At 42.5% G+C, this 22,483-nt stretch carries 17 protein-coding genes and 5 pseudogenes; 9 read left to right on the top strand and 13 right to left on the bottom strand.

Translation table 11 applies throughout. The features are described from left to right. The first annotated feature begins 109 nt into the window (after window positions 1-109). Together ACRWSG_RS13045 and ACRWSG_RS13040 are read left to right on the top strand one after the other, a co-directional pair. Window positions 110-997, top strand: coding sequence for a LysR substrate-binding domain-containing protein (locus ACRWSG_RS13045; protein WP_235377475.1), 888 nt, complete (start codon window positions 110-112; stop codon window positions 995-997). Window positions 998-1,097: 100 nt separating this feature from the next. Beyond that, a complete protein-coding gene (locus ACRWSG_RS13040; RefSeq protein ID WP_235377474.1) occupies window positions 1,098-2,189 on the top strand; it encodes an alkene reductase in 1,092 nt (363 codons plus the stop codon). A gap of 4 nt (window positions 2,190-2,193) precedes the next feature. Here ACRWSG_RS13040 and ACRWSG_RS13035 read toward each other — a convergent pair whose 3' ends face one another. Continuing rightward, window positions 2,194-2,631, bottom strand: a complete 438-nt coding sequence (locus ACRWSG_RS13035; protein ID WP_138600237.1) for a membrane-bound O-acyltransferase family protein — start codon at window positions 2,629-2,631, stop codon at window positions 2,194-2,196. A gap of 239 nt (window positions 2,632-2,870) precedes the next feature. On the opposite strand from ACRWSG_RS13035, the gene ACRWSG_RS13030 reads away from it, so the two are divergent. Both ACRWSG_RS13030 and ACRWSG_RS13025 read left to right on the top strand, forming a co-directional pair. Beyond that, window positions 2,871-3,245, top strand: a complete 375-nt coding sequence (locus ACRWSG_RS13030; protein WP_235372634.1) for a type II toxin-antitoxin system RelE/ParE family toxin — start codon at window positions 2,871-2,873, stop codon at window positions 3,243-3,245. Continuing rightward, on the top strand, window positions 3,238-3,540 hold the full coding sequence (locus tag ACRWSG_RS13025) for a helix-turn-helix domain-containing protein (protein WP_138600233.1): 303 nt from the start codon (window positions 3,238-3,240) through the stop codon (window positions 3,538-3,540). Before ACRWSG_RS13030 ends, ACRWSG_RS13025 begins: the two co-directional genes overlap by 8 nt. 46 nt (window positions 3,541-3,586) lie before the next feature. On the opposite strand, the gene hrpB is transcribed toward ACRWSG_RS13025, so the two are convergent. Next, the gene (hrpB, locus tag ACRWSG_RS13020; protein WP_235377473.1) at window positions 3,587-6,007 is read right to left on the bottom strand and encodes an ATP-dependent helicase HrpB; all 2,421 of its coding nucleotides are present in this window, start codon (window positions 6,005-6,007) and stop codon (window positions 3,587-3,589) included. A gap of 170 nt (window positions 6,008-6,177) precedes the next feature. On the opposite strand from hrpB, the gene ACRWSG_RS13015 reads away from it, so the two are divergent. Next, complete coding sequence (locus ACRWSG_RS13015; RefSeq protein WP_235377472.1) at window positions 6,178-6,945, top strand: substrate-binding periplasmic protein; 768 nt, start codon at window positions 6,178-6,180, stop codon at window positions 6,943-6,945. A gap of 195 nt (window positions 6,946-7,140) precedes the next feature. Next, the gene (locus ACRWSG_RS13010) at window positions 7,141-7,338 is read left to right on the top strand and encodes a CsbD family protein (RefSeq protein WP_138619436.1); all 198 of its coding nucleotides are present in this window, start codon (window positions 7,141-7,143) and stop codon (window positions 7,336-7,338) included. Window positions 7,339-7,378: 40 nt separating this feature from the next. Here the strand turns inward: ACRWSG_RS13010 and ACRWSG_RS13005 are convergent, their stop codons facing one another. The 5 genes and pseudogenes from ACRWSG_RS13005 to ACRWSG_RS12985 all read right to left on the bottom strand — a co-directional run bounded on the left by ACRWSG_RS13005 (window position 7,379) and on the right by ACRWSG_RS12985 (window position 13,450). Beyond that, entirely contained in the window at window positions 7,379-7,507 is a 129-nt protein-coding gene (locus ACRWSG_RS13005) for a hypothetical protein (protein WP_462166944.1), read from the bottom strand. A 14-nt stretch (window positions 7,508-7,521) separates the two neighbouring features. Further along, on the bottom strand, window positions 7,522-8,418 hold the full coding sequence (locus ACRWSG_RS13000; RefSeq protein WP_462166482.1) for a GGDEF domain-containing protein: 897 nt from the start codon (window positions 8,416-8,418) through the stop codon (window positions 7,522-7,524). Between the two features lie 388 nt (window positions 8,419-8,806). Next, a pseudogene (gene metH, locus ACRWSG_RS12995) lies at window positions 8,807-11,437 on the bottom strand (methionine synthase). 9 nt (window positions 11,438-11,446) lie between these two features. After that, window positions 11,447-12,514 carry a homocysteine S-methyltransferase family protein gene (locus tag ACRWSG_RS12990; protein WP_462166481.1) on the bottom strand — a complete coding sequence of 356 codons (1,068 nt, stop codon included), beginning with the start codon at window positions 12,512-12,514 and terminating at the stop codon, window positions 11,447-11,449. Beyond that, window positions 12,504-13,450 (bottom strand): annotated as a pseudogene (locus tag ACRWSG_RS12985) (homoserine O-succinyltransferase). Before ACRWSG_RS12985 ends, ACRWSG_RS12990 begins: the two are co-directional and overlap by 11 nt. Window positions 13,451-13,696: 246 nt before the next feature. Here ACRWSG_RS12985 and ettA point away from each other — a divergent pair. The 3 genes and pseudogenes from ettA to ACRWSG_RS12970 all read left to right on the top strand — a co-directional run bounded on the left by ettA (window position 13,697) and on the right by ACRWSG_RS12970 (window position 16,812). After that, a pseudogene (gene ettA, locus ACRWSG_RS12980) lies at window positions 13,697-15,369 on the top strand (energy-dependent translational throttle protein EttA). 114 nt (window positions 15,370-15,483) lie between these two features. Further along, window positions 15,484-15,850: pseudogene (locus ACRWSG_RS12975) on the top strand (PilZ domain-containing protein). Window positions 15,851-15,903: 53 nt separating this feature from the next. Next, entirely contained in the window at window positions 15,904-16,812 is a 909-nt protein-coding gene (locus ACRWSG_RS12970; RefSeq protein WP_462166480.1) for a histone deacetylase family protein, read from the top strand. An 81-nt stretch (window positions 16,813-16,893) separates the two neighbouring features. On the opposite strand, the gene cyoE is transcribed toward ACRWSG_RS12970, so the two are convergent. The 6 genes and pseudogenes from cyoE to ACRWSG_RS12940 all read right to left on the bottom strand — a co-directional run bounded on the left by cyoE (window position 16,894) and on the right by ACRWSG_RS12940 (window position 22,471). Continuing rightward, on the bottom strand, window positions 16,894-17,778 hold the full coding sequence (cyoE, locus tag ACRWSG_RS12965) for a heme o synthase (RefSeq protein ID WP_054554292.1): 885 nt from the start codon (window positions 17,776-17,778) through the stop codon (window positions 16,894-16,896). A gap of 141 nt (window positions 17,779-17,919) precedes the next feature. Further along, entirely contained in the window at window positions 17,920-18,279 is a 360-nt protein-coding gene (gene cyoD, locus ACRWSG_RS12960) for a cytochrome o ubiquinol oxidase subunit IV (protein WP_054554291.1), read from the bottom strand. Next, window positions 18,279-18,914 carry a cytochrome o ubiquinol oxidase subunit III gene (cyoC, locus tag ACRWSG_RS12955; protein WP_462166479.1) on the bottom strand — a complete coding sequence of 212 codons (636 nt, stop codon included), beginning with the start codon at window positions 18,912-18,914 and terminating at the stop codon, window positions 18,279-18,281. Before cyoC ends, cyoD begins: the two co-directional genes overlap by 1 nt. Continuing rightward, window positions 18,911-20,691 (bottom strand): annotated as a pseudogene (locus ACRWSG_RS12950) (cbb3-type cytochrome c oxidase subunit I). The gene cyoC and the pseudogene ACRWSG_RS12950 overlap by 4 nt, the downstream one beginning before the upstream one ends. 209 nt (window positions 20,692-20,900) lie before the next feature. Continuing rightward, window positions 20,901-21,815, bottom strand: a complete 915-nt coding sequence (gene cyoA / locus ACRWSG_RS12945) for a ubiquinol oxidase subunit II (protein WP_054554288.1) — start codon at window positions 21,813-21,815, stop codon at window positions 20,901-20,903. Window positions 21,816-22,051: 236 nt separating this feature from the next. Beyond that, window positions 22,052-22,471, bottom strand: a complete 420-nt coding sequence (locus ACRWSG_RS12940) for a hypothetical protein (RefSeq protein ID WP_063706310.1) — start codon at window positions 22,469-22,471, stop codon at window positions 22,052-22,054. Window positions 22,472-22,483 lie beyond the last annotated feature (12 nt).

The following is a 22,483-nucleotide window of genomic DNA, read 5'->3' as shown; positions in this document are numbered from 1 at the left end:
ACATATCCTCTGTTTAATTTTGAAAGTGGAGCTATTGTGGCTAAAATTAAATTTGCAAAAAATAGCAGTAGTGACAAAATACTTTTGTTAAAAATGAAAAGGTAAAACCATGAGCGTGATCTCCAACACCCAAGATTTAGAAGCATTTATTAGCGTGGTTGATACCGGCGGCTTCTCAAGTGCGGCCAATGCTCTCGATGAGCAAGTTGCAAAAATATCACGGGCGGTAACTCGGCTCGAAAAATCCTTAAACGTTACCTTATTCAACCGCACCACAAGACGCATTGAGCTGACCGAAGAAGGCGAATTATTTTTAGGCTATGCTAGAGAAGCACTGAGTCAGCTTGCACAAGGCGAAGAGGCCTTAAAGCTTCTGCACTGCGCCCCATCAGGAAAATTAAGAGTCGATGCCGCAAGTCCTTTTGTGTTTCACCAATTAGCACCACATTTAAAAGCCTTTAACCAAGCTTATCCTGACATAAAACTTGAGATCACCAGCCACGACAACATTATCGATTTACTTGAGCATAAAACCGATATTGCTATTCGTATTGGCGAACTTGCTGACTCAAACTTGCATGCGCGAACTTTGGGAGTTAGTAAATTACAGCTCGTTGCCAGCCCTAATTATTTAAAAGCGGTACCAGCATTAAATGAGCTAACCGACTTAGCCTCGCACCAGCTTATTGGTTTTACCGATGCGCCGCATTTAAATCACTGGCCGCTGACCACGCCTTTAGATCTTAAATTTTCAATCAGTGCATCAAGTGGTGAAACTGTGCGCCAGCTTTGTATTCAAGGTCATGGCATTTCCTTGTTGTCGGAATTTATGATCAACGAAGATTTAAAAGCAGGCCGTTTAGTTAAAGTGCTCGAAGGCGAAGTACTGAGCCCTAATCGTCGCGAAAAAGTGCATGCGGTGTATTATCAAAACAGCGGTGTGTCATCACGAGTATTAGCGTTTTTAGACTTTATAGCACCCAGGTTAACGCTGTAGTTTTTTTGCACTTTTAACAAAAGTGTTTTGTGATTACCGGCATTAATTTCATAAATAATTTTCGTTATGCTGAAAGCATATTCGCTTTCAAGGAGCCGTAATGAACAAATTATTCGATACTATACAACTTGCCGGTCATACTTTAAAAAACCGTATTGTCATGCCACCGATGACTCGCTCTCGCTCATCACAACCAGGTGATATCGCCAATGAATTAATGGCCGACTACTATGCACAACGTGCCAGTGCTGGCTTAATTATTAGCGAAGGTACACAAATATCAGCCCTAGGTAAGGGTTATGCTTGGACACCGGGTATTTACACTGCCGAGCAAATTGCCGGCTGGAAAAAAGTAACCGACAAAGTTCATCAAGCTGGTGGCATTATGTTCGCTCAGCTTTGGCATGTTGGCCGCGTATCTCACCCAAGTAACACAGGTGGCGAGCAACCAATTGCGCCATCTGCGATTGCAGCTAAAGACGTAAAAGTTTTTATTGATGAAGATGACAAACCCGACTTTGTTGCCACTGCACAGCCACGCGCAATGAGCCATGACGACATCAAACAGGTTATAAGCGAATATCGCCAAGCTGCCCTTAATGCAGTTGATGCAGGGTTTGATGGTATTGAACTTCACGCTGCCAATGGTTACTTAATTAATCAATTTATTGATTCAGAGTCGAACCAACGCACTGATGAATACGGCGGCAGTTTAGAAAACCGCTTACGCTTTTTACAACAAGTGACACAAGCGGTATGTGATGAAATTGGCGCTGAGCGAGTTGGCGTACGCCTTGCTCCACTCACAACCCTCAATGGGACGGTCGATGATAACCCGTTTGAAACCTATATTGGCGCAGCAAAAGTACTCAATGACCTTAACGTTGCTTACCTGCACATTGCCGAAGCTGATTGGGATGATGCACCTTTAATGGAGCAAAGTTTTAAGCAAGCGCTACGTGAAAACTATGCTGGATTAATGATTTATGCGGGCAAATACACTGGCGATAAAGCAGAGCAAGCATTAGCCGCAGGCTGGGCTGATTTAATTGGTTTTGGTCGCCCGTTTGTTGCCAACCCAGATCTGCCAGCGCGCATTGAACAAGGCATTGAACTGGCTCAGCATGATCCAGATACCCTATTTGGAGGCGGTGCTAAAGGCTACACTGACTACCCTTTAGCAACGCAGTAACGCACTAAAAAAAGTGGCTCGTCAACCAATAGCTCAATACAATAAAGCTGATGTTGGCGAGCGCTCTTAACCACCAAGGAGCAGAGCTAAACTGTATTTGGCTATACTTGCTTACTAATACCAAAGCGCCCATCACAGTAAACCAAGGAGTAAAAAAGAATAGTGGCTTTAACTTCACTAAACTCACCGCTAAATCGTGCAGCGCCCCACTGACGGCAAAAGTAACAACAACCGCACACCAAACCGGCATAATGTCATTGCAAGGCTTCATGACATACCGAGATAAGTAATAGCTCCACACCGGATTCCAATATCGCCAAAATAGATAAAACGAACTCGCACCCAGCGAGCGTGTCAGCATATTGCGCAGCGAATCTTTATGCCCCAGAGGCACACCTGTACGTTTTTTAACGTATTGAGTAAGGGTAATAGCTGCTGACACCAACTTTCTCTTTTTTACTAATGACTCAATTAGACTACTAAACAGCCAATAAAAGAGAAACCAAAACAGGGTTAGAAATTGTAACGGTTTATTTTATTCGTATTGGTTTTGCGCAGATAGATAGCTGGTAATCACCCATTACCTCTGCTATCAACATTAGAGGGACACCAATGAAAACCTCATTATCATTGATTGGCTACTGAGTGAAACATTGAAAGTGTACCCTAATGGAGTATACTATGATTTATAAAACAAAGGATTTTGTTTCGCGCACGAAAAAAGAAAGTTTGTCTGATATTGATTTAATAAACGCTTGCATAGAGATGTCAGCAGGCCTTTTCGATGCAGACCTAGGTGGTAATGTTTATAAAAAGCGCGTAGCCATGGGCAGTAAAGGAAAAAGAGCTGATTACAGAACTATCGTCGGAGCTGTAATTGGTGATAAATATTTCTTTCTCTATGCGTTTGCTAAAAACGCTAGAGCTAATATAAATGCTAAAGAAAAGTTAGCATTAAAAGAGTTAGCAAAAGAGTTTATTCGATTTTCCCAAAGTGAACTTGAACAACTAGTCGATGATGGCGAACTTTTAATTGTAGGTGATGATCATGAGTGACATATTAAAGTCAGTTCACAAAACAGTGAGTGGATTAAAAAAGTCAGGAGTTATAGACAAAACGACGATGCGTAAATTTGACGCATTATGCCTTACAAGTGTTCATGAATTTACCCCCGAACAAGTTCGTAACTTAAGACTGAAATACAATCTTTCACAACCGGTTTTTGCTCAATACTTAAATGTCAGTGACAAGTTAGTTAAAAAATGGGAGCAAGGTGATAGCTCACCAAGAGGAGCAGCATTGAAAATGCTCACTCTGGCAGAGCAAAAAGGGTTAGAAGTAATCGCTTAAGCCTAATCCAAAGTTTTGTAATTTTGAGCATTCAGCTTCATTAAAATCACATCTTACTTTTTACTTTATTAGTTGCTTGGCTGGTGGCGGGGTTGTCTGGCCAAAAATGTTTTGGATAACGCCCTTTCATTTCTTTTTGCACATCGCGGTAACTTGTTTGCCAAAAGTTAGCTAAGTCTTGAGTTAACTGCAGTGGTCGCCGCGCTGGTGATAATAGCTCCATTAATAATGGCAATTTACCTTGTGCCAGCAAAGGCGTGCTGGTCATGCCATACACTTCTTGCATGCGCACACTGAGCTTCGCAGGGCCATCAAGTTGATAGCTCACTTTTACATTTGAACCACTTGGCACTGTTAATCGCAAAGGCAGCAATTCATTCAATAAACTTTGCTGCTGCCAATCAAAACAGCTTTTAATTGCTTCGCTGTAATTGAACTTTTTTAATTGCTCAAGGTTTTTAATATCATCCAAATAAGGTGCAAGCCATTGGTTATCGGCAATTAATTCATCGTGATTTAAAAGCGGGAATGACTCTGGTAACAGCTTACTTGCCAAGCTCATTCGAGTGAGTAACTGCTCACTGTCGGGTTGTTCATTAAATAACGAAAAGCCCTGCTTACTAAATAAATTTAACCACGCTTTAGTGCGCTCGCTCTTATCTAGGGGCTGTTTACTTGGTTGACTCGCTATGGTGATAGCACCGAGCTTGAGCTCATCTTGATGGATAAAACGCCCTGCTTTTTCATCGTATTCGCAGCGAGTTTGCTCAGTAAATAAATGCGAAAGATCATCTTCTAGCTCACTTGGCATAAAGGCAACAGCAGCAAAAACCCGGTTTCCCTTATGACCGCCCATATGCGCAATGGCAATATAGTCATCGTTATGCCAAAACTCCTCACTTAAGTCGGCGCCCGCACCATTGGCAAGTAAATAACCATTACCGCGCTTTTTGGCTAAACGGTCAGGAAAGGCAAGTGCCACCAGCAGCGACAAGTACTCTGTTTTAAGCTCATTAACCGGCTTGAGCTGTAAGCGCGATAGCCAATAATTTAATTGCTGCTTAAATACTGGGTGCGGTTTACTGTGCTGACTATGTAATGCCAAATTAAGATCAGCTGGCATACTAATGCGGCTTTCAAGCAGCGCCGTTAAATACCCCGCTAATATATAAATACCAGGCATGCGCTGATCCAGTTGCTTTGCCTTAATGAGCATGTGCGAGAGGCGAATATCGGCTCCATAACTCAGCATTTGACTGCCAAGGGGTGTTAGCTTTTCATTTTTATCAATGGCTTCGAGCATTTTCAAAAGTGCCGTTGCCTGTTTAATTTGCTGGTTACTAGGTGGGTCGAGTAAGCTAAGCTCAGCAAGTGATGCCCCCCACTGCTTTGCCTCTAATAACAACTGACTAATATCACTGGTCAGAATTTCTGGCGCATCATGACTGTTACGGCGCTCAAAGGTTTGCTTAGAGCCTAAACGATACACAACCCCCGGCTCAATTCGCCCAGCACGACCTGCGCGCTGTATAGCTGAAGAACGAGAAATACTCTGCGTAACAAGCTCAGTAACACCGGTTTTTAAATTGAAATTGGCAGCACGGCGTTTGCCGCTATCAACCACAATACGTATTCCTTCAATGGTCAAACTGGTTTCAGCGACATTGGTGGTTAGTACCACTTTGCGTTTGCCATTTTTAGCGGGCGCAATAGCAGCTTGTTGCTCTTTTTTATTTTGCTCACCATACAGGCTAAATACTTCAACGCTATCATTTAAATCATTTAAAGACTGCTGAACGCGCATTATTTCACGCTGTCCAGGTAAAAACACTAAAGCACTGCCCGATTGCTCACTAAGCGCCTGTTTTATTAGTGCAGGTATGTCATCGAGCCAACGGCTTTCGTCTTTAAGTGGAATATACACTTCATCAATAGGGTAGCTTCGACCTTGTGATGAAATAATAGGACAGCTGAAAAACTCACTGTAACGTTCGCCGTCTAAGGTTGCCGACATCAGCAATATTTTTAAATCATCGCGAAGTGCTGCCTGTGTTTCGAGGGCAAATGCCAAAGCCGTATCTGCGGCAATTGAGCGCTCGTGAAATTCATCAAAAATAAGTAAGTCTACATCACTAAGCTCTGGGTCATTTTGCAACATACGCGTCAGCATGCCTTCAGTGACAATTTCGAGTTTAGTTGTAGAACTTACTTTTGATTCGCCACGAATGCGTAAGCCGACAGTGTCACCGACTATTTCATTCTGCTGACTTGCCAAATACTGGGCAATATTGCGTGCGGCCAGTCGTCTTGGCTCTAACATAACAATGCGTTTAAAGTGCCCTTCGCGCATTAAGGTAAGAGGCAGCCATGTTGATTTACCCGCTCCCGGTGGCGCTTGCAATAAGGCCATTGGGTTACTCTGTAATGTGGTTAACAGGGATTGATAAATATCTTGAACTGGCAGCACGTTAGGTATCTCTTACTTTCTTTTCACGCATTGTATCAAAAAACTAAAAATTGCGATGGCTATAGGCTTATTTTCTATTTCGGGCTTTAAAAAGTGAAAACATTGCATTCTGCCAGTTTAGACTTATTCTTGATTAAACGACCGCACAAAAGTCAGAATAAGGAATAAACTTGTTCAGGATTTACACCCGTATTTTAATCACCTTGCTATTTTTAGCTTTACCGCTTCAAAAAGCATATAGCCAGCAAAAGATTACGGTTGCACTTGGCAATACACTTCCACCTTGGGTGATGGCTGAAGACAACACAGGCATTATTCCTGACTTACTTCGCGCGACACTGGGTGCTCAAGGTTACCAACTACAATTCGTCTACGTGCCTTATGCAAGACGGATCCTTTTATATAATGAAAACTTAGTTGATGTAGTATCTGATATAAACAATAAAGTTATTGAAGCTAATCAAATGAACGGTTACTTTTCAGATATTGCTTACAACTATGAGAACTTTGCGTTTAGCCTAGCCAAGCGAAATTTCGACCTCAAGTCCATCGCCCAACTAAAACATCATACCGTGCTATCTTGGCAAGGTGCTAAAGCGCGACTTTCACCTGAATATCGCGACATGGCAAAAGAAAATCTTAATTATTCAGAAACATACGACCAATCAACCCAAGTACGGCTTTTATATCGTGAACGGTATGAAGTGATCCAAATGGACGGAAAAATTTTTGACTACTACCGAGCGTTAATTACAAAACATGGGGAGGTTGATGTGTCTGAACCGGTGCAGCAGTTTGCTTTGTTCGGCAAAAGCCCCAATGGTTTTTTGTTTCATGATGAAGCCTTAAGAGACCGGTTTAACGAGAGTTTACGTAAACTAAAATCAACTGAAGAATACACGCGGATAATCAATCGCTATACATCTAAGAGCCACTAAGTATCTAAAACTAGCGCAACAGAAAATATTACAGGCTGATTCTAAAAACTACGTAGTAATTGCAAACGTTTAAATTCCACTCATTAGATTTAAAAACATAAAACAACTACAAATCAATAATTTAATAAGTTTCACCAAATTGGTACAGCGATTGCTCTTACTAAGGTGAATGTTTAACAGAGTAAGGAGATTATGATGAACAGCGATCGTTTAGAAGGCAACTGGAAAGAGCTTAAAGGTAAAGCACAACGTAAATGGGGTGACCTTACCAATGATGATTTAGATAAAATTGAAGGTAGCCGTAAAGAGCTGGTTGGTAAACTTCAGCAAAAATACGGTAAATCAAAGGAAGAAGCTGAACGTGAAGTCAGCGACTTTGAAAAAAGCCATTAATTTGAGCAATCAATAAAGCCGCTAATTGCGGCTTTATTTATCAAGCTGGCTCATGCTTTGCTAAATCTACCTCAGCAACCGTTTGATTTTTACCTTGCGATTTAGCGCGGTAAAGCCGTTTATCAGCAATGTTTAAGCAATGATCCATGCTCTCATCAGCGACGCGCACGTACAAGCCAATACTTAAGGTAACATGAAAAAGATGCTGTCGCTCGTAAATGGCTTTGCAGCAAGCTTCTTATGGATTTTTTCAGCGACTTTTCTGGCTCTAAGCTCATACCCTGTTGGGATCACAATTAAAAACTCTTCGCCGCCCCAACGGGAAATAATATCGTCTTCTGTGCACACGTTTTTAAAGACATCAGCGAAAAATATTAGCACCTCATCACCCACTTGATGACCGTAGGTGTCGTTGATTTGCTTAAAGTTATCAACATCCATCAGCAAGAACACAGCCCCTTCGCCAAAGCGCTTATCTTGCAAACATTCGGTTGCGTAGCGACGGTTAGCGAGTTCTGTCATCGCGTCAGTGCGAGCCAGCTTTTGATTAAGTTTAAGTTGCTCCATTAACTGCAAACTGTATTTGTTGCGATAATATTCGTAGAAGCCACCCAAAATACATAAAATAGAGAAGCACAGCATGACCCGTGTAGGAAAATAATGACTCGGATAACTGTAATAGCCAAATTGATCAGTAAAATAAAAAAGCACCGAGATAATAATGGCAAGCAAGATAAGATCAAACGCTCCGCGCTTTAAACCACGAATAAAAAAGGTCACAGGAGATACAATAAACAACCATAATGGCCCAGTGCCATTACTACCCCCAGAGACAATTAAAAAACACATCATCGAATAGAGAGCGTACAGCATAAGTATTGCGATGGTTTCGTCACGATTTTTAATGACAAAAGGTGAGGCAAACACAAAGCCGCCAATAATCAATAAATAGCTAAGGGCATGGTAACCATCTTGATAGCTGGTGATCGCCATTAAGAACGAGGTGATCGAACCAATAAATGCAAAAACACGTAAAAATCGTGCTTTATCTTTGTCACTTGCATTCACTGTATCAATCACAATTTCACCTTAGATTTCTTGATCAATCTCAACAATACCAATCCGCAATAATACTTAATCATTTTGAGGGATTAAACCTGTCGCTACCTGCGTTAAAAATTTCTGATTTACGACTGCATGGATGCAGAAGGTAGAGCAATGCAGGAGCAATTGCCGAGCACAACTAAATAACGAAATTTTTGCCTTGTTATCAACGAGGTTTCATTGCCTCAAAATAGACCACTTTATTAAGCGAATTGGTATAACTTTAACACAAATATTTAAAATAGAAGGAATTTGCCAGTATTAAAGCAATTAAAAAGAAAAAAGTATGATTAAAAATAGGCATAAAAAACGAGCCATTTGGGACTCGTTTTTAATTTAAACAAAAGCGAATAACTAAAGGTTATTATTCTGGTTCATAGCCCAAATTAGGCGACAACCAACGCTCAGCTTCTGCAAGAGTCATGTTGGTACGCTTAGCGTAATCTTCAACCTGATCTTGTTGAATTTGCGCCACTGCGTAGTACTTAGCTTCAGGGTGAGAAAAATACCAACCAGATACCGCCGCACCCGGACCACATTGCATATGAACTTGTTAGCTTCATGCCAATACGCTGTTCGGTATCAAGTAACTGCCAGATTTTCTTCTTCTCTGTATGTTCAGGACAAGCAGGGTAACCTGGCGCTGGGCGAATACCTTGGTAGTTTTCACGAATAAGTTCATCGTTCGATAGATTTTCATCTACCGCATAGCCCCAATACTCTTTACGCACTTGCTCATGCAAGTACTCAGCAAACGCCTCAGCTAAACGGTCTGCAACGGCTTTAACCATAATCTTATTATAATCATCTTGCTTCGCATCGAAGGCATCGGCAAGGTCGTCTTCTTCAAGACCACCGGTAACCGCAAACGCACCAAAGTAGTCAGGAGTGCCTTTAGGCGCAATATAGTCAGCTAAACAGTAGTTAGCAAAGTCGGTTTTTTCAGTTTGTTGGCGTAAATGACACGATGTAGTTAAAAGCGTTGTACGCGACTCATCGGTGTAAATCTCAATGTCATCCCCTACTCGGTTTGCAGGGAATAAACCAATGACACCTAGAGGTTGTAGTGCACCTGATTGCTCTAGCTCATCAAGCATTGCATTAGCATCAGCGAATAAGCTTTTAGCCTGTTCACCGACAATTTCATCTTCAAGAATACGTGGATACTTACCAGCGATTGACCACGTCATGAAATAAGGTGTCCAGTCGATGTACTGTCTTAACGTCGCAATCGAAACATCTTTAAATTCAGTCACACCTAGCTTTTTAGGCACAGGTGGTGTGTAGTTGTCCCAATCAAGTTTTACAGCGTTGTCGCGAGCACGCTGTAGAGTAACTGGTTTTGAGCGCGGCTTTTTACGTGCTTGTTGTTCACGTACTTTTTCATACTCAGCCTTGGTTTTCTCTAAAAATGCTGGCTTTAACTCTTTCGACAATAAATTAGAAACCACACCTACAGCGCGGCTGGCATTATTTACATAAACCACACCTTTATCATACTGAGGCTCAATTTTAACCGCAGTATGCGCTTTAGAGGTTGTTGCACCACCAATCAGTAGCGGTAATTCAAAACCACGACGGGTCATTTCTTTCGCAACATGCACCATTTCATCAAGTGATGGGGTAATAAGCCCTGATAAACCAATAATGTCGGCTTTTTCGTCAATGGCGGTTTGCAAGATTTTCTCTGCCGGCACCATCACACCAAGGTCGATAACCTCGTAGTTATTACATTGCAGTACCACGCCTACAATATTCTTACCAATGTCGTGTACGTCGCCCTTAACGGTTGCCATAACCACTTTACCATTGGTAGCGCCCTCTTCTTTTTCAGCTTCAATGAAAGGGTCAAGATAGGCAACTGCGCGCTTCATCACACGAGCTGACTTAACAACCTGAGGTAAGAACATTTTACCCGCGCCGAATAGGTCACCAACGACGTTCATGCCGTCCATAAGCGGGCCTTCAATCACTTCGATAGGCTTAGCTTTGCCCTTGCGGCACGCTTCGGTATCTTCATCGATGTATTCGGTAATACCTTTAACTAATGCATGTTCAAGGCGCTTTTCAACAGGCCAAGTACGCCACTCTAAATCTTCAACTTTTTCTGCTTGCGCCATACCTGAGTATTTGGGTGCAAGTTCAACAAGTCGTTCACCGGCACCTGGGTCGGTATTGAGGATCACATCTTCTACAGCTTTACGCAGCTCTTCGGGGATATCGTCGTAAACCGCTAATTGATCGCATTTACAATGCCCATGTCCATACCCGCTTTAATCGCGTGGTATAAAAACACAGAGTGAATAGCCTCACGTACTGGGTTGTTACCACGGAACGAGAACGACACATTCGATACACCACCCGACACTTTACAGTGCGGTAAGCCTTGCTTAATTCGGCGCGTACCTTCAATAAACTCAACAGCGTAGTTATCGTGCTCTTCAATGCCCGTTGCGACGGCAAAAATGTTCGGGTCAAAAATAATGTCTTCTGGCGGAAAGCCAATATCATCAACGAGTATTTTATAACTACGCTGACAAATCTCGAACTTACGATCAGCAGTTTCTGCTTGCCCGGTTTCATCAAACGCCATTACAACCGCAGCAGCACCAAAGCGTTTAATTAACTTAGCTTGGCGGATGAACGGCTCTTCACCTTCTTTAAGTGAAATTGAGTTTACAATGGCCTTACCTTGAATACACTTTAAGCCTGCTTCAATCACGTCCCATTTAGATGAGTCGACCATGATAGGTACTTTTGAGATATCAGGCTCTGAGGCAATTAAGTTTAAAAACTTTACCATCGCCGCTTTCGAGTCCAACATGGCTTCATCCATGTTGATATCAATTACTTGCGCGCCATTTTCTACTTGTTCACGGGCAACATCGAGAGCGGTCTCGTAATCTTCTTCCATGATCAAGCGCTTAAACTTAGCCGAGCCTGTTACATTGGTACGCTCACCGACGTTAGTAAATACAGCAATTTGGTCAGTCATGTCGGTTTCCTAGTTTAAGTTACACGCTTCAAGGCCCGATAAGCGCATACGCACTTCAAGCTCAGGTAATTGGCGAGGTTTAACACCTTCAAGGCCTTTCGCAAACGCCTTAATATGAGCCGGTGTGGTGCCGCAACAACCACCTACAATATTGATAAAGCCAGACTTGCCCCAATCAATAATTTCTTGGGCCATTTCAGGAGCTTCTAAATCATATTCGCCAAACTCGTTCGGTAAACCTGCATTTGGATGCACCGAGGTAAAGGTTTCACAAACGCGCGATAACTCTTCAACATACTGGCGCAGTAAGTCAGGGCCAAGGGCGCAGTTAAGGCCGATTGATAGCGGTTTAATATGGCGAATTGAGTTATAAAATGCTTCTGTGGTTTGCCCTGATAAAGTTCGGCCTGAGGCATCGGTAATGGTGCCTGAGATTATCACAGGTAAACTACGACCAGCTTGCTCGAATGCTTCTTCTACGGCAAACGAAGCCGCTTTTGCATTAAGGGTATCAAAGATGGTTTCTATTAAAATAAGATCAGCACCACCTTCCATCAGTGCCAGTGTTGACTCAACGTACGCCGCCACCAGCTTATCAAAGTTGATATTACGATAACCTGGATCATTTACATCTGGTGAAATAGAACAGGTTTTTGACGTTGGCCCAAGTACACCGGCTACATAACGCGGTTTGCTAGGATCTTTTGCTTCAAGTTCATCACACACGCTGCGTGCAAGCTTCGCTGACTCGAGGTTGATTTCGCGGCTAAGGCTCGCCATATCGTAATCTTCCATCGAAATAGTCGTGGCATTAAAGGTATTCGTTTCGATGATATCGGCACCGGCTTCTAAGTAAGCACGGTGAATATCAGCAATGATTTTTGGCTGAGTCAGGCTTAATAAATCGTTATTGCCTTTAATAAGTACATGCCAGTCTTTAAAGCGCTCACCGCGATAATCCTGTTCTTCTAATTTATATTCTTGGATCATGGTGCCCATCGCGCCATCGAGGATTAAAATTCGCTGTTTTAGCGCCTCGGTTAATTGTTCGCGTTTATTCACTGCATTACTCGGCATAGTTGTTAGTCCTTACATCTTGGCTAACTAAGTTAATATCATACGGTGTAGTTTGGTACACATAATAGTTTAACCAATTCGAAAACAATAAAAAGGCATGACTTTGCCAGGTCTTCGACGGTTCGTTGTCTGGGTTATCGTCAGGGAAGTAGTTTTCTGGCTTAGGCGCATCCGCTGATTTTTCTTGGTCGCGTAAATACTCCCCTTTTAAGGTATGGGCATCGTACTCTGGATGGCCAGTAATATACACTTGGCTACCTGATTTATTTTTAATTAAGTAGGCACCTACTCGATCTGATCCGGCTAATACTACCAGCTCTTCGCAGGCAGTGATCTTATCGATATCAATATGACCATAACGAGAGTGTGGCACTAAAAAGGTATCATCAAAACCACGAGTGAGTGCTGCATGGTCAAAATAACTTTTATGGGTAAATACGCCGCTTAATTTATTTGGTTTAAGTTCGCGCTTAAGGCCATAGTGATGATATAGACCCGCATGGTCGCCCAACACGAAAACAGCGTAGACGTAACATGTTGCTCAGCCCAATCTAAAATAATTTTTAGTTCGTCCCAGTAGGCAACTTCGTCATACTCTAAATGAGCAAGCGGCGCGCCTGTTATGATCATGGCATCGTAGTTATTATCTTTCACTTCTGAAAAATAACGATAAAACGTATCCATGTGCTGCTCAGAGTTACTACTGGTGCGATGGGTATCTAAGCGCAACAGCTCAACATTAACTTGCAGCGGTGAGTTTGCTAACAAGCGAATAAACTGCACTTCGGTTTCAACTTTGTTTGGCATTAAGTTTAAGATGGCCAAACGCATTGGGCGAATTTCTTGCGTTTTAGCGCGACTTTTTGGCATAACAAACACGTTTTCTTGACGTAACTTTGCAATGGCAGGCAATTCATCTTTTACTGTAATGGGCATAGCTGGCTCCGAGCATACTTATCTGACTGCTAATTATGAACGGATAGTTAGAAATTTCAACCTCTAGATGTTTAGATGTCCAAATGAAGTGGTATTTCTGAGTGGTCATTAATTAAAATGTATGACTCTTTGAGTAAATAACACCTTGATGATAAGCCTATCATAAACGCTGAATTCTGTATTTTGAGGTAGTTTGGGTATACAATACTTGCTGTTAATTTTTCTTATAAATTGAAGGCTCCTTTCATGGTGTTACCAGATAAGTTTATATTCTCGATGAGTCGAGTTTCTAAGGTTGTGCCACCTAAGCGCACTATCTTAAAAGATATTTCTTTACACTTTTTCCCAGGCGCAAAAATTGGTGTACTAGGTCTAAACGGTGCAGGTAAATCAACGTTACTTCGCATTATGGCTGGTGTTGACCAAGACTTTGAAGGTGAAGCTCGCCCTCAACCAGGCACTAAAATCGGTTACTTACCGCAAGAACCTGTACTAGACGAAAGCAAAACAGTTCGCGAAACAGTAGAAGAAGCAGTAAGCGAAGTTAAAAATGCACTAAACCGCCTTGATGAAGTATACAACGAGTATGCAATGGACGGTGCTGACTTCGATGCGCTTGCTAAAGAGCAAGGCGAACTTGAAGCTATCATCCAAGCGCACGACGGTCACAATATCGACAACGTGTTAGAACGTGCAGCTGATGCATTACGCCTTCCACCTTGGGATGCAAAAATTGAACACCTTTCGGGTGGTGAGCGTCGCCGTGTTGCGATCTGTCGTTTACTACTTGAAAAACCAGATATGCTTATTCTTGACGAACCTACCAACCACTTAGACGCTGAGTCAGTTGCTTGGTTAGAGCGTTTCTTACACGACTACGAAGGTACCGTGGTTGCTGTAACCCACGACCGTTACTTCTTAGATAACGTAGCAGGTTGGATTTTAGAGCTTGACCGTGGTGAAGGTATTCCTTGGGAAGGTAACTACTCATCGTGGCTTGAGCAAAAAGATTTACGTTTACAACAAGAACAGAAATCTGAAAAAGCACGTCAAAAATCAATCGCGCAAGAACTTGAATGGGTTCGTTCAAACCCGAAAGGCCGTCAAGCTAAGTCTAAAGCACGTATGGCACAGTTCTCTGAGCTTCAGCAAAACGATTACCAAAAGCGTAACGAAACGAATGAACTATTCATTCCACCGGGTCCACGCTTAGGTGATCAAGTTATCGAAGTGAAAGGCCTGAAGAAGAGCTTTGGCGACCGCGTATTAATCGATGACCTAAACTTTGCAATGCCGAAAGGCGCTATCGTAGGTATTATCGGTGCCAATGGTGCGGGTAAATCAACGCTATTCAAAATGCTAAGTGGTGAAGAAACGCCAGATAGCGGTGAGATCATTGTTGGTGACACTGTTGAGCTTGCAACGGTTGATCAGTTCCGTGGCGACATGGACGAAAGCAACACGGTTTTCCAAGAAATCTCTAACGACAAGACGTATTAAAAATTGGTAACTTTGAATTCCCAAGCCGTGCCTATGTTGGCCGCTTTAACTTCAAAGGTAACGACCAACAAAAATTCGTTAAAGACCTATCAGGTGGTGAGCGCAACCGTTTACACCTAGCTAAGCTATTAAAAGCAGGTGGCAACGTATTACTACTGGATGAGCCAACCAATGACCTAGACGTTGAAACACTACGTGCACTTGAGAACGCTATTTTAGAGTTCCCTGGATGTGTAATGTGTATCTCGCATGACCGTTGGTTCCTTGACCGTATTGCTACACATATTCTTGATTACCGTGACGAAGGCCAAATTAACTTCTTCGATGGTAACTACACAGAATACGAAGAGTGGTTGAAGAAAACCTTAGGCGCAGAAGCGGCACAACCTAAGCGTATTAAATACAAAAAAATTGGCTAATTAGCTGATACTCAAAAAGCCCCTACTCAGGGGCTTTTTTGTTGTATTAAGCTTTGCTATCACTCACTCCATTATGATCTATACTATTAAGTAACTAAAGTTGGAGATACAGCTATGAATGAACGCAGAGAGTTTTCGCGGGTATTATTTTCTTGCCCTGCGGTCCTTCGTATCGAAGATAACGACTATCACTGTCAGTTACTTGATCTATCTTTGCAAGGTGCGCTCATTACTAAAAGTGATTCATTTTTAGTGCCTATTCATAGTAAAGCTGACTTAATCTTTACCCTGCCAGAGTCAACTATCGAGATTAAAATGCAAGTGGAGCTGTGCCATGTTGAGCATCAGCATGCAAACGTTTCGCTGCGAACATATCGATATTGATAGTATTACTCACTTAAAACGATTGATTGAGCTAAATCTGGGTGATGAGGCATTATTACATCGCGAGTTAGCTCATTTAATTCACGCGCCAGAGTAAACATTTGCCGTTAGATTCGTTATGCTGTAGCAAATTCAGCTATTTAATAAGCTATGCAGTTAAATCCCCACTTACCCTTGGTGTATCATCCAAATTACTCGTTTAGTTTCGATCCTAACCATCGCTTTGTGATGAGTAAGTTTGCTTATTTATATGAGCATGTGCAAAACCTTGGATTAATAAATGACAACCTAACTCAACCGATGCTTGGCAGCCCTGAGCCCCTTGAGTTAGTGCACTGCGAAAATTATATCCACGACCTTTGGCACAACCGCTTAGATGAAAAAGCGATGCGCCGTATTGGCTTACCTTGGTCAAAAGAGCTGATGGCACGTACCTTTACTGCGCCTCTGGGCACCTTACAAACAGCACGTTTAGCTCTTAAACATGGCATTGCTTGCCACTTAGCGGGTGGCACTCATCATGCTCATACTGATTTTGGCTCAGGCTATTGCATGGTAAACGACCTCGCTTTCACCAACGAAACCCTGATAAAAAGTGGTGAAGTAACCAATATACTTATTTTTGATTTAGATGTTCATCAAGGTGATGGTACCGCAGCAATGCTGGCGCATCAGCCCTATGCTTATACCTGCTCTATTCACTGTGAAAAGAATTTTCCGTTTCGAAAATCAGCCAGCGATTTAGATATAGGTTTAGCACCGAATGTCGCTGATAGTGAATACCTAGGCGTTGTTGACGATACGCTGAGTTATTTATTAAACACCCTAAACCCAGACTTAGTACTTTATGATGCAGGTGTAGATGTATGGCAGCAAGATGGCTTAGGAAAACTTGATATAAGCTGGCAAGGGATAGCACAACGCGACCATTTAGTTCTCAAACGCTGCCTTGAGCACAATGTACCTGTCGCAACCGTGATTGGTGGTGGTTATGATAAAGACCATCGCCGTTTAGCGGCTCGTCATGGCATTGTAGTAGAGCAAGCTGCTCGATTTTAAAAACAACAAAGAAAAAAGGCCCGGTGGAGAAAAAACCGGGCCTTTGCTACTGTAACATTGGGATATGTTAGCAACTTTTTTCTAAGTTAAAACAAGTAGCTGTGGAGCTACCGAATGGTAATCTAAAGCCATCGCTATGCTCAAAACCGTGATGTTTACAATTGAAAAAGCAAACACTTGGCGCGCCCAGCCGCTTACATCAATATTGCGACGATAGCCACGAAGCGCCATTAGCAACCACCAAAAACTCGTTGTACAAGCTACAGCCATAAAGGCTAAACCTGTATAACCACTAATGGTTAATAACATCACAACCAACGCATACACGGCGATATATAAAACAATGTGATGCTTTGCCTTCTCGATCCCCTGCGCTACTGGTAACACAGGAATTCTGGCCGCTTGGTAGTCGTTATAACGAAAGATTGCAATTGCATATGAATGAGGCATTTGCCATAGACTAAACATAACCAATAAAATCACAGCACCAGCATCAAACTGCCCAGTTACGGCACAATAACCCACTACAGGCGGTACTGCGCCAGATAAACTTCCTACAAAGGTGCCGTACACAGAACGACGTTTCATATATAAGCTGTACACACCTACGTAGATGACGTAACCAAAAGTAGCAAATAAGAGTGCCACTACGTTGGTATACACAGCTAATAACCCGAAACCAATAACACCAAGCACGATGCCATGTGCCATAGCCGCCTTTGCTGACATTTCGCCAGTTACTGTGACGCGTTTGCGAGTGCGCGCCATAGCAACATCAATATCACGATCAATCACGTTATTGATCGCGCATCCTGATGCCACTACTAAAGATAACCCTAGTAAGGTTGCGATCATTAACCATGGGTCAATATCACCGCGAGAGGCTAGCAAGAATCCCCCCGCGACAGAGATCAAATTGCCCATGATAATGCCAGGTTTAGTGACATTTAAATAACGTCGAAACACTTCCTCGACTCCTCTAATTTTCAGCACAAACGCAATATTACGAAAGAAACTAGCTAGTAACAGACTGTAAGAACTGGAGACACAACCTCAGACTAACCAGCTCCTTTCGTAAATCTTTTACCAATTACAAAGTAATTGTTATTAGTACATCATCATGGCGTTCGATTCGTAGATGATCCACACCGACAAACCAACCACCATTACAATGATTAAAGCACTAAAGATAAACGACAATGAACTTGCCTTGCCGTCTTCAGTTTTGAAGTTTAGGTGTAAGAAATATTTCAAATGCACCCAAATTTGCACAACCGCCATGCTCACGATGCACCATGCAGTGGTCGTTTTAGAAAACGAACCACTCATCACAGCCCAAAATGGAATAGCCGTTAAAACCACTGACAGTAGAAAACCAATTAAATAGTCTTTAACGCTGCCATGTGATTGATCATTATGTGCATGAACTTCTAAGTTATTAATTACATGTGATTCACTGTGACTCATTACATTGCTCCCATTAAATAAACAACGGTAAATACACAGATCCACACCACATCTAAGAAGTGCCAGAATAGGCTTAAACAACTTAGGCGTGTCACTGTTTGTGGGTTTAAACCACGGCGCACAACTTCAATCATCAGGACAGTCATCCAAATAAGACCCGCTGTAACGTGAAGACCATGTAAGCCCACTAAAGAGAAGAACGATGTTAAAAAGGCACTTTGCTGATGATCATTACCGTGCGCAATTAGGTGATGAAATTCGTACACTTCCATACCAATAAACACTGCACCAAAGGCAAAGGTAACCAGCAACCAAGTTAACGTAGCCGCCTTTTTCTGCCCGTGAGCAGAGATCATCGCAAAGCCAAATGTGATACTACTAAGTAGTAGAGCTGCGGTTTCAACCGCAACAAAATCAAGTTCAAAAATATCTTTACCCGACACACCGCCAGCAGTGTTCATGAACAATACTGCGTAGGTTGCAAAAAATGATGCAAACAACAGACAGTCAGTCATAAGATAAAGCCAGAAACCAAATACGGTGTTACCACCTGTATCGTGGTGCTCATGGTCATGTGCATCGACATGACCGTGTGCGCCGTTTAAGGTGTCGAGTCCTGCAGAAATGCTACTCATGCATTCACCTCCTTAGTAGCGGCTGTGTTATGAGCCGTTTCTAGTTCAACAATTTCATCTGGTTGCACGTAGTAATCAACATCGCTGGTGTAACAACGTTTGATGAACACCACGATAGCACCCAGTAAACCAAAGGCTGCAAGCCACCAAATGTGCCAGATCATGGCAAAACAGAAGGTTGTTAAAGCTGCGCTCATTAATACACCTGCCGATGTATTTTTTGGCATATGAATTGGGCTATAAGAGGCTTCTTGCTTGTAGGCTAAGCCTTTTTCTTTCATGTCTGTCCACGCATCGATGTCATCAACATGAGGGATTTTCGCAAAGTTGTAGTACTGTGGAGGTGAAGCAGATGCCCACTCAAGGGTATGACCATTCCACGGATCGCCCGTTGTATCATCAAGTTGCTCGCGGTTTTTGAAGCTCACTACAAGTTGTACAACTTGGAACAAGATACCGAACATAATGATCACCGCACCGCCAGCTGCAATGTATAACCAAATGTTCCAATCAGGGTTGTTTGTGTGGTTTAAGCGACGTGTCATACCTAAGAAACCAAGTACGTATAACGGCATAAATGCCACGAAGAAACCAATTAACCAGCACCAGAAAGATCGTCTGCCCCAGCTCTCGTCAAGTTTGAAGCCCATTGCTTTAGGGAACCAAAACGCAAAACCAGCTAAATAACCAAATACCGCACCGCCAATGATGGTGTTATGGAAGTGAGCGATTAAGAATAAGCTGTTATGTAATACGTAGTCAGCACCAGGAATAGCAAGTAACACGCCGGTCATACCACCGATAGTGAACGTCACCATAAAACCTAAAGTCCAAAGGACAGGCACAGTAATACGTAAACGACCACGATACATAGTGAATAACCAGTTAAACAACTTAACCCCGGTCGGTACCGCAATAACCATGGTCATAACACCAAAGAAGGCATTAACGTTAGCGCTTGAGCCCATAGTAAAGAAGTGATGAAGCCAAACGATGAAACCTAAAATCGAAATTGCACCACTTGCGTAAACCATCGACTTATAACCAAACAAGCGTTTACCAGCAAACGTTGAGATAACTTCTGAGAAAATACCAAACGCAGGTAAGATCAGAATGTAAACTTCAGGGTGACCCCATGCCCAGAATAAGTTGATGTACATCATCGCGTTACCACCTAATTCATTCGTGAAGAAGTGGAAATCGAGATAACGATCAAGCGTTAACATAGCCAGTACAGCAGTTAAAATTGGGAACGATGCTGCAATTAAGATATTCGCCCACGTGCATGCCCAAGTAAAAATAGGCATTTTCATTAATGTCATGCCTGGTGCACGCATTTTAAATACAGTCGCTAAGAAGTTTACCGATGTTAATAAGGTACCCAAGCCGGATATCTGCAATACCATATATAATAGTCGACCCCGACACCTGGACTGAATGACAATTCAGACAACGGTGGATATGCCACCCAACCCGTTTTCGCAAACTCACCAAAGAATAATGAGATATTGATTAGGATTGCACCGCCAGCAGTTAACCAAAAGCTAAGGTTATTTAAGAATGGGAATGCAACATCACGGGCACCAATTTGCAGAGGTAAAATGATGTTCATTAAACCAATCATAAACGGCATAGCCATAAAGATGATCATGATCACCCCGTGTGCCGTAAATATTTGGTCATAGTGCTCTGGTGGTAAGTAACCACTTGCACCGCCAGTAGCCATTGCTAATTGCAGTCGCATCATAATGGCATCCGCGAAACCACGGAAAAGCATGATAAGCGCAAGAATGATGTACATAACACCTAAACGCTTATGGTCAATTGAGGTGATCCAGTCGTGCCAAATCACGCCCCACTTTTTATATTTTGTTACTAAGCCTGCCACTAACAGACCTAAGACAGCAACAACCGTCATGGTAACCATGATAATTGGTTCATGAAACGGGATTGCGTCTAATGTTAATTTACCTAACAACGACATGATTATTCCTCGTCCTCGCTGTGCTTCTTATGAGCTGAGTGCTCTGGCATAGCGTGTTGCATTGCACCGTGAGAGCCATGCGCTTGCATATATTTCATTACGATTGAATGGAACATATCTTTATCTACGCTGGCATAGTATTTAACTGGGTCGTATTCACTTGGTTTAGCAAGTTCAACATAGCTTTGCTTAGTCAGTGCACCGCCTGTGTTTTTCACATTGTTAACCCATGCATCGAAATCAGCTTCAGTGGCTGTTGCAATGGCATCGAACTTCATACCTGTGAAACCTGCACCACTGTAGTTAGCAGAGAAGCCTTTAAAAGTACCCGGCTCATCAGCGATTAAGTGAAGCTTTGTTTCCATACCGGCCATTGAGTAAATTTGGCTACCAAGCTGTGGAATGAAAAACGAGTTCATGGTGCTTTCTGAGGTGATCTTGTACTGCACTGGCACATTGGCAGGAAAAACAAGCTCATTCACTGTGGCGATGCCTTGCTCTGGATAAATGAATAGCCATTTCCAGTTCAAAGAAACAACCTCAACAGTAAGGTGCTTACCTTTACCCTCAAGTGGTTTATATGGGTCAAGTTGTTGCGTTGACTGCCACGTGATCACACCTAAAATCGCAACGATGATGATAGGAATGGTCCAAACTACAGCTTCAATCTTATTAGAGTGCGCCCACTTTGGAGCGTAAATTTCTTGATCTCGTCCATCACGGTATTTCCATGCAAAATAAATTGTCATGGCAATAACTGGAATCACAACAATCAGCATTAACACCGTAGCTACGATAATTAAATACTTCTCGTCGACACCAATTTGACCTTTTGGATCGAGTACCCCGCCTTTACAGCCAGACAAGGCCAGCACTAAAGACGCTAGAGCAATATTACAAAGGTTTCGAATTGACAAAGGAATATCCTACAACCTAAAAGTTAACACTTGTCGAAATAAGAACACGACGCTTTTCTGCAACAGATGCTACAGATATCCCTCGGCTGACTAACGAGCACGACAAATCGGCACGCTAAGAAGTGAGGGAGTTTAGGTTGGCTGACTGAAATTTGGGCGTAAAAAACCCACTAGGTGCTTAGTAAAGACAACTTAGAAAACGACTAAAATGGCTGAACTTAAGCAACAAAGCTTATTTACAGACAACCACTTACACGAGGAGGAGCACGACAGCCATGAGCGCTGTGTACTACTAAAGACTTTATCGTTTCACGCGCAGCGAAGGCCGCTTTACGTAAAATGACACCTGCACGACGCGCAGGGAAGAAATGGAAGACCAACCAGCATAAACCAATAAGTAATTGGCAAGACACCACAGGGTAAGCTAAAAAACTCAAAACATTAAGCAACGGTGTTTCGTATAAAGCACCTTCACTTAATAAACTTCTTAGCCCGTGAGCATCTTCTAATGTACCGTTGATTAGCATGGCAGAATTAATCAGCAACAAGGCTAAAACTGACATTAGTTCTTTGCCAGCAAAAAACGCACGCGCAGCCAATTGCAACCTAGCTAAGCTAGACTGTTTGACACCTTGTGACTGATTAATTGCTCGCAAAACTCACGCCTT

The organism is Pseudoalteromonas sp. GB43 (genome assembly GCF_054923805.1).
The sequence above is the reverse complement of the archived record's forward strand: the minus strand, read 5'-3'. Positions and strand labels throughout refer to the sequence as shown.

Excerpts from the sequence above, each read along its gene's own strand:
- cyoD (WP_054554291.1), bottom strand. The coding sequence starts at position 18,279 with ATGAGTCACAGTGAATCACATGTAATTAATAACTTAGAAGTTCATGCA.
- ACRWSG_RS13040 (WP_235377474.1), top strand. The coding sequence starts at position 1,098 with ATGAACAAATTATTCGATACTATACAACTTGCCGGTCATACTTTAAAA.
- ACRWSG_RS13025 (WP_138600233.1), top strand. The coding sequence starts at position 3,238 with ATGAGTGACATATTAAAGTCAGTTCACAAAACAGTGAGTGGATTAAAA.
- ACRWSG_RS12990 (WP_462166481.1), bottom strand. The coding sequence starts at position 12,514 with ATGCCGAGTAATGCAGTGAATAAACGCGAACAATTAACCGAGGCGCTA.
- ACRWSG_RS13010 (WP_138619436.1), top strand. The coding sequence starts at position 7,141 with ATGAACAGCGATCGTTTAGAAGGCAACTGGAAAGAGCTTAAAGGTAAA.
- ACRWSG_RS12970 (WP_462166480.1), top strand. The coding sequence starts at position 15,904 with ATGCAGTTAAATCCCCACTTACCCTTGGTGTATCATCCAAATTACTCG.
- ACRWSG_RS13045 (WP_235377475.1), top strand. The coding sequence starts at position 110 with ATGAGCGTGATCTCCAACACCCAAGATTTAGAAGCATTTATTAGCGTG.
- ACRWSG_RS13030 (WP_235372634.1), top strand. The coding sequence starts at position 2,871 with ATGATTTATAAAACAAAGGATTTTGTTTCGCGCACGAAAAAAGAAAGT.
- cyoC (WP_462166479.1), bottom strand. The coding sequence starts at position 18,914 with ATGAGTAGCATTTCTGCAGGACTCGACACCTTAAACGGCGCACACGGT.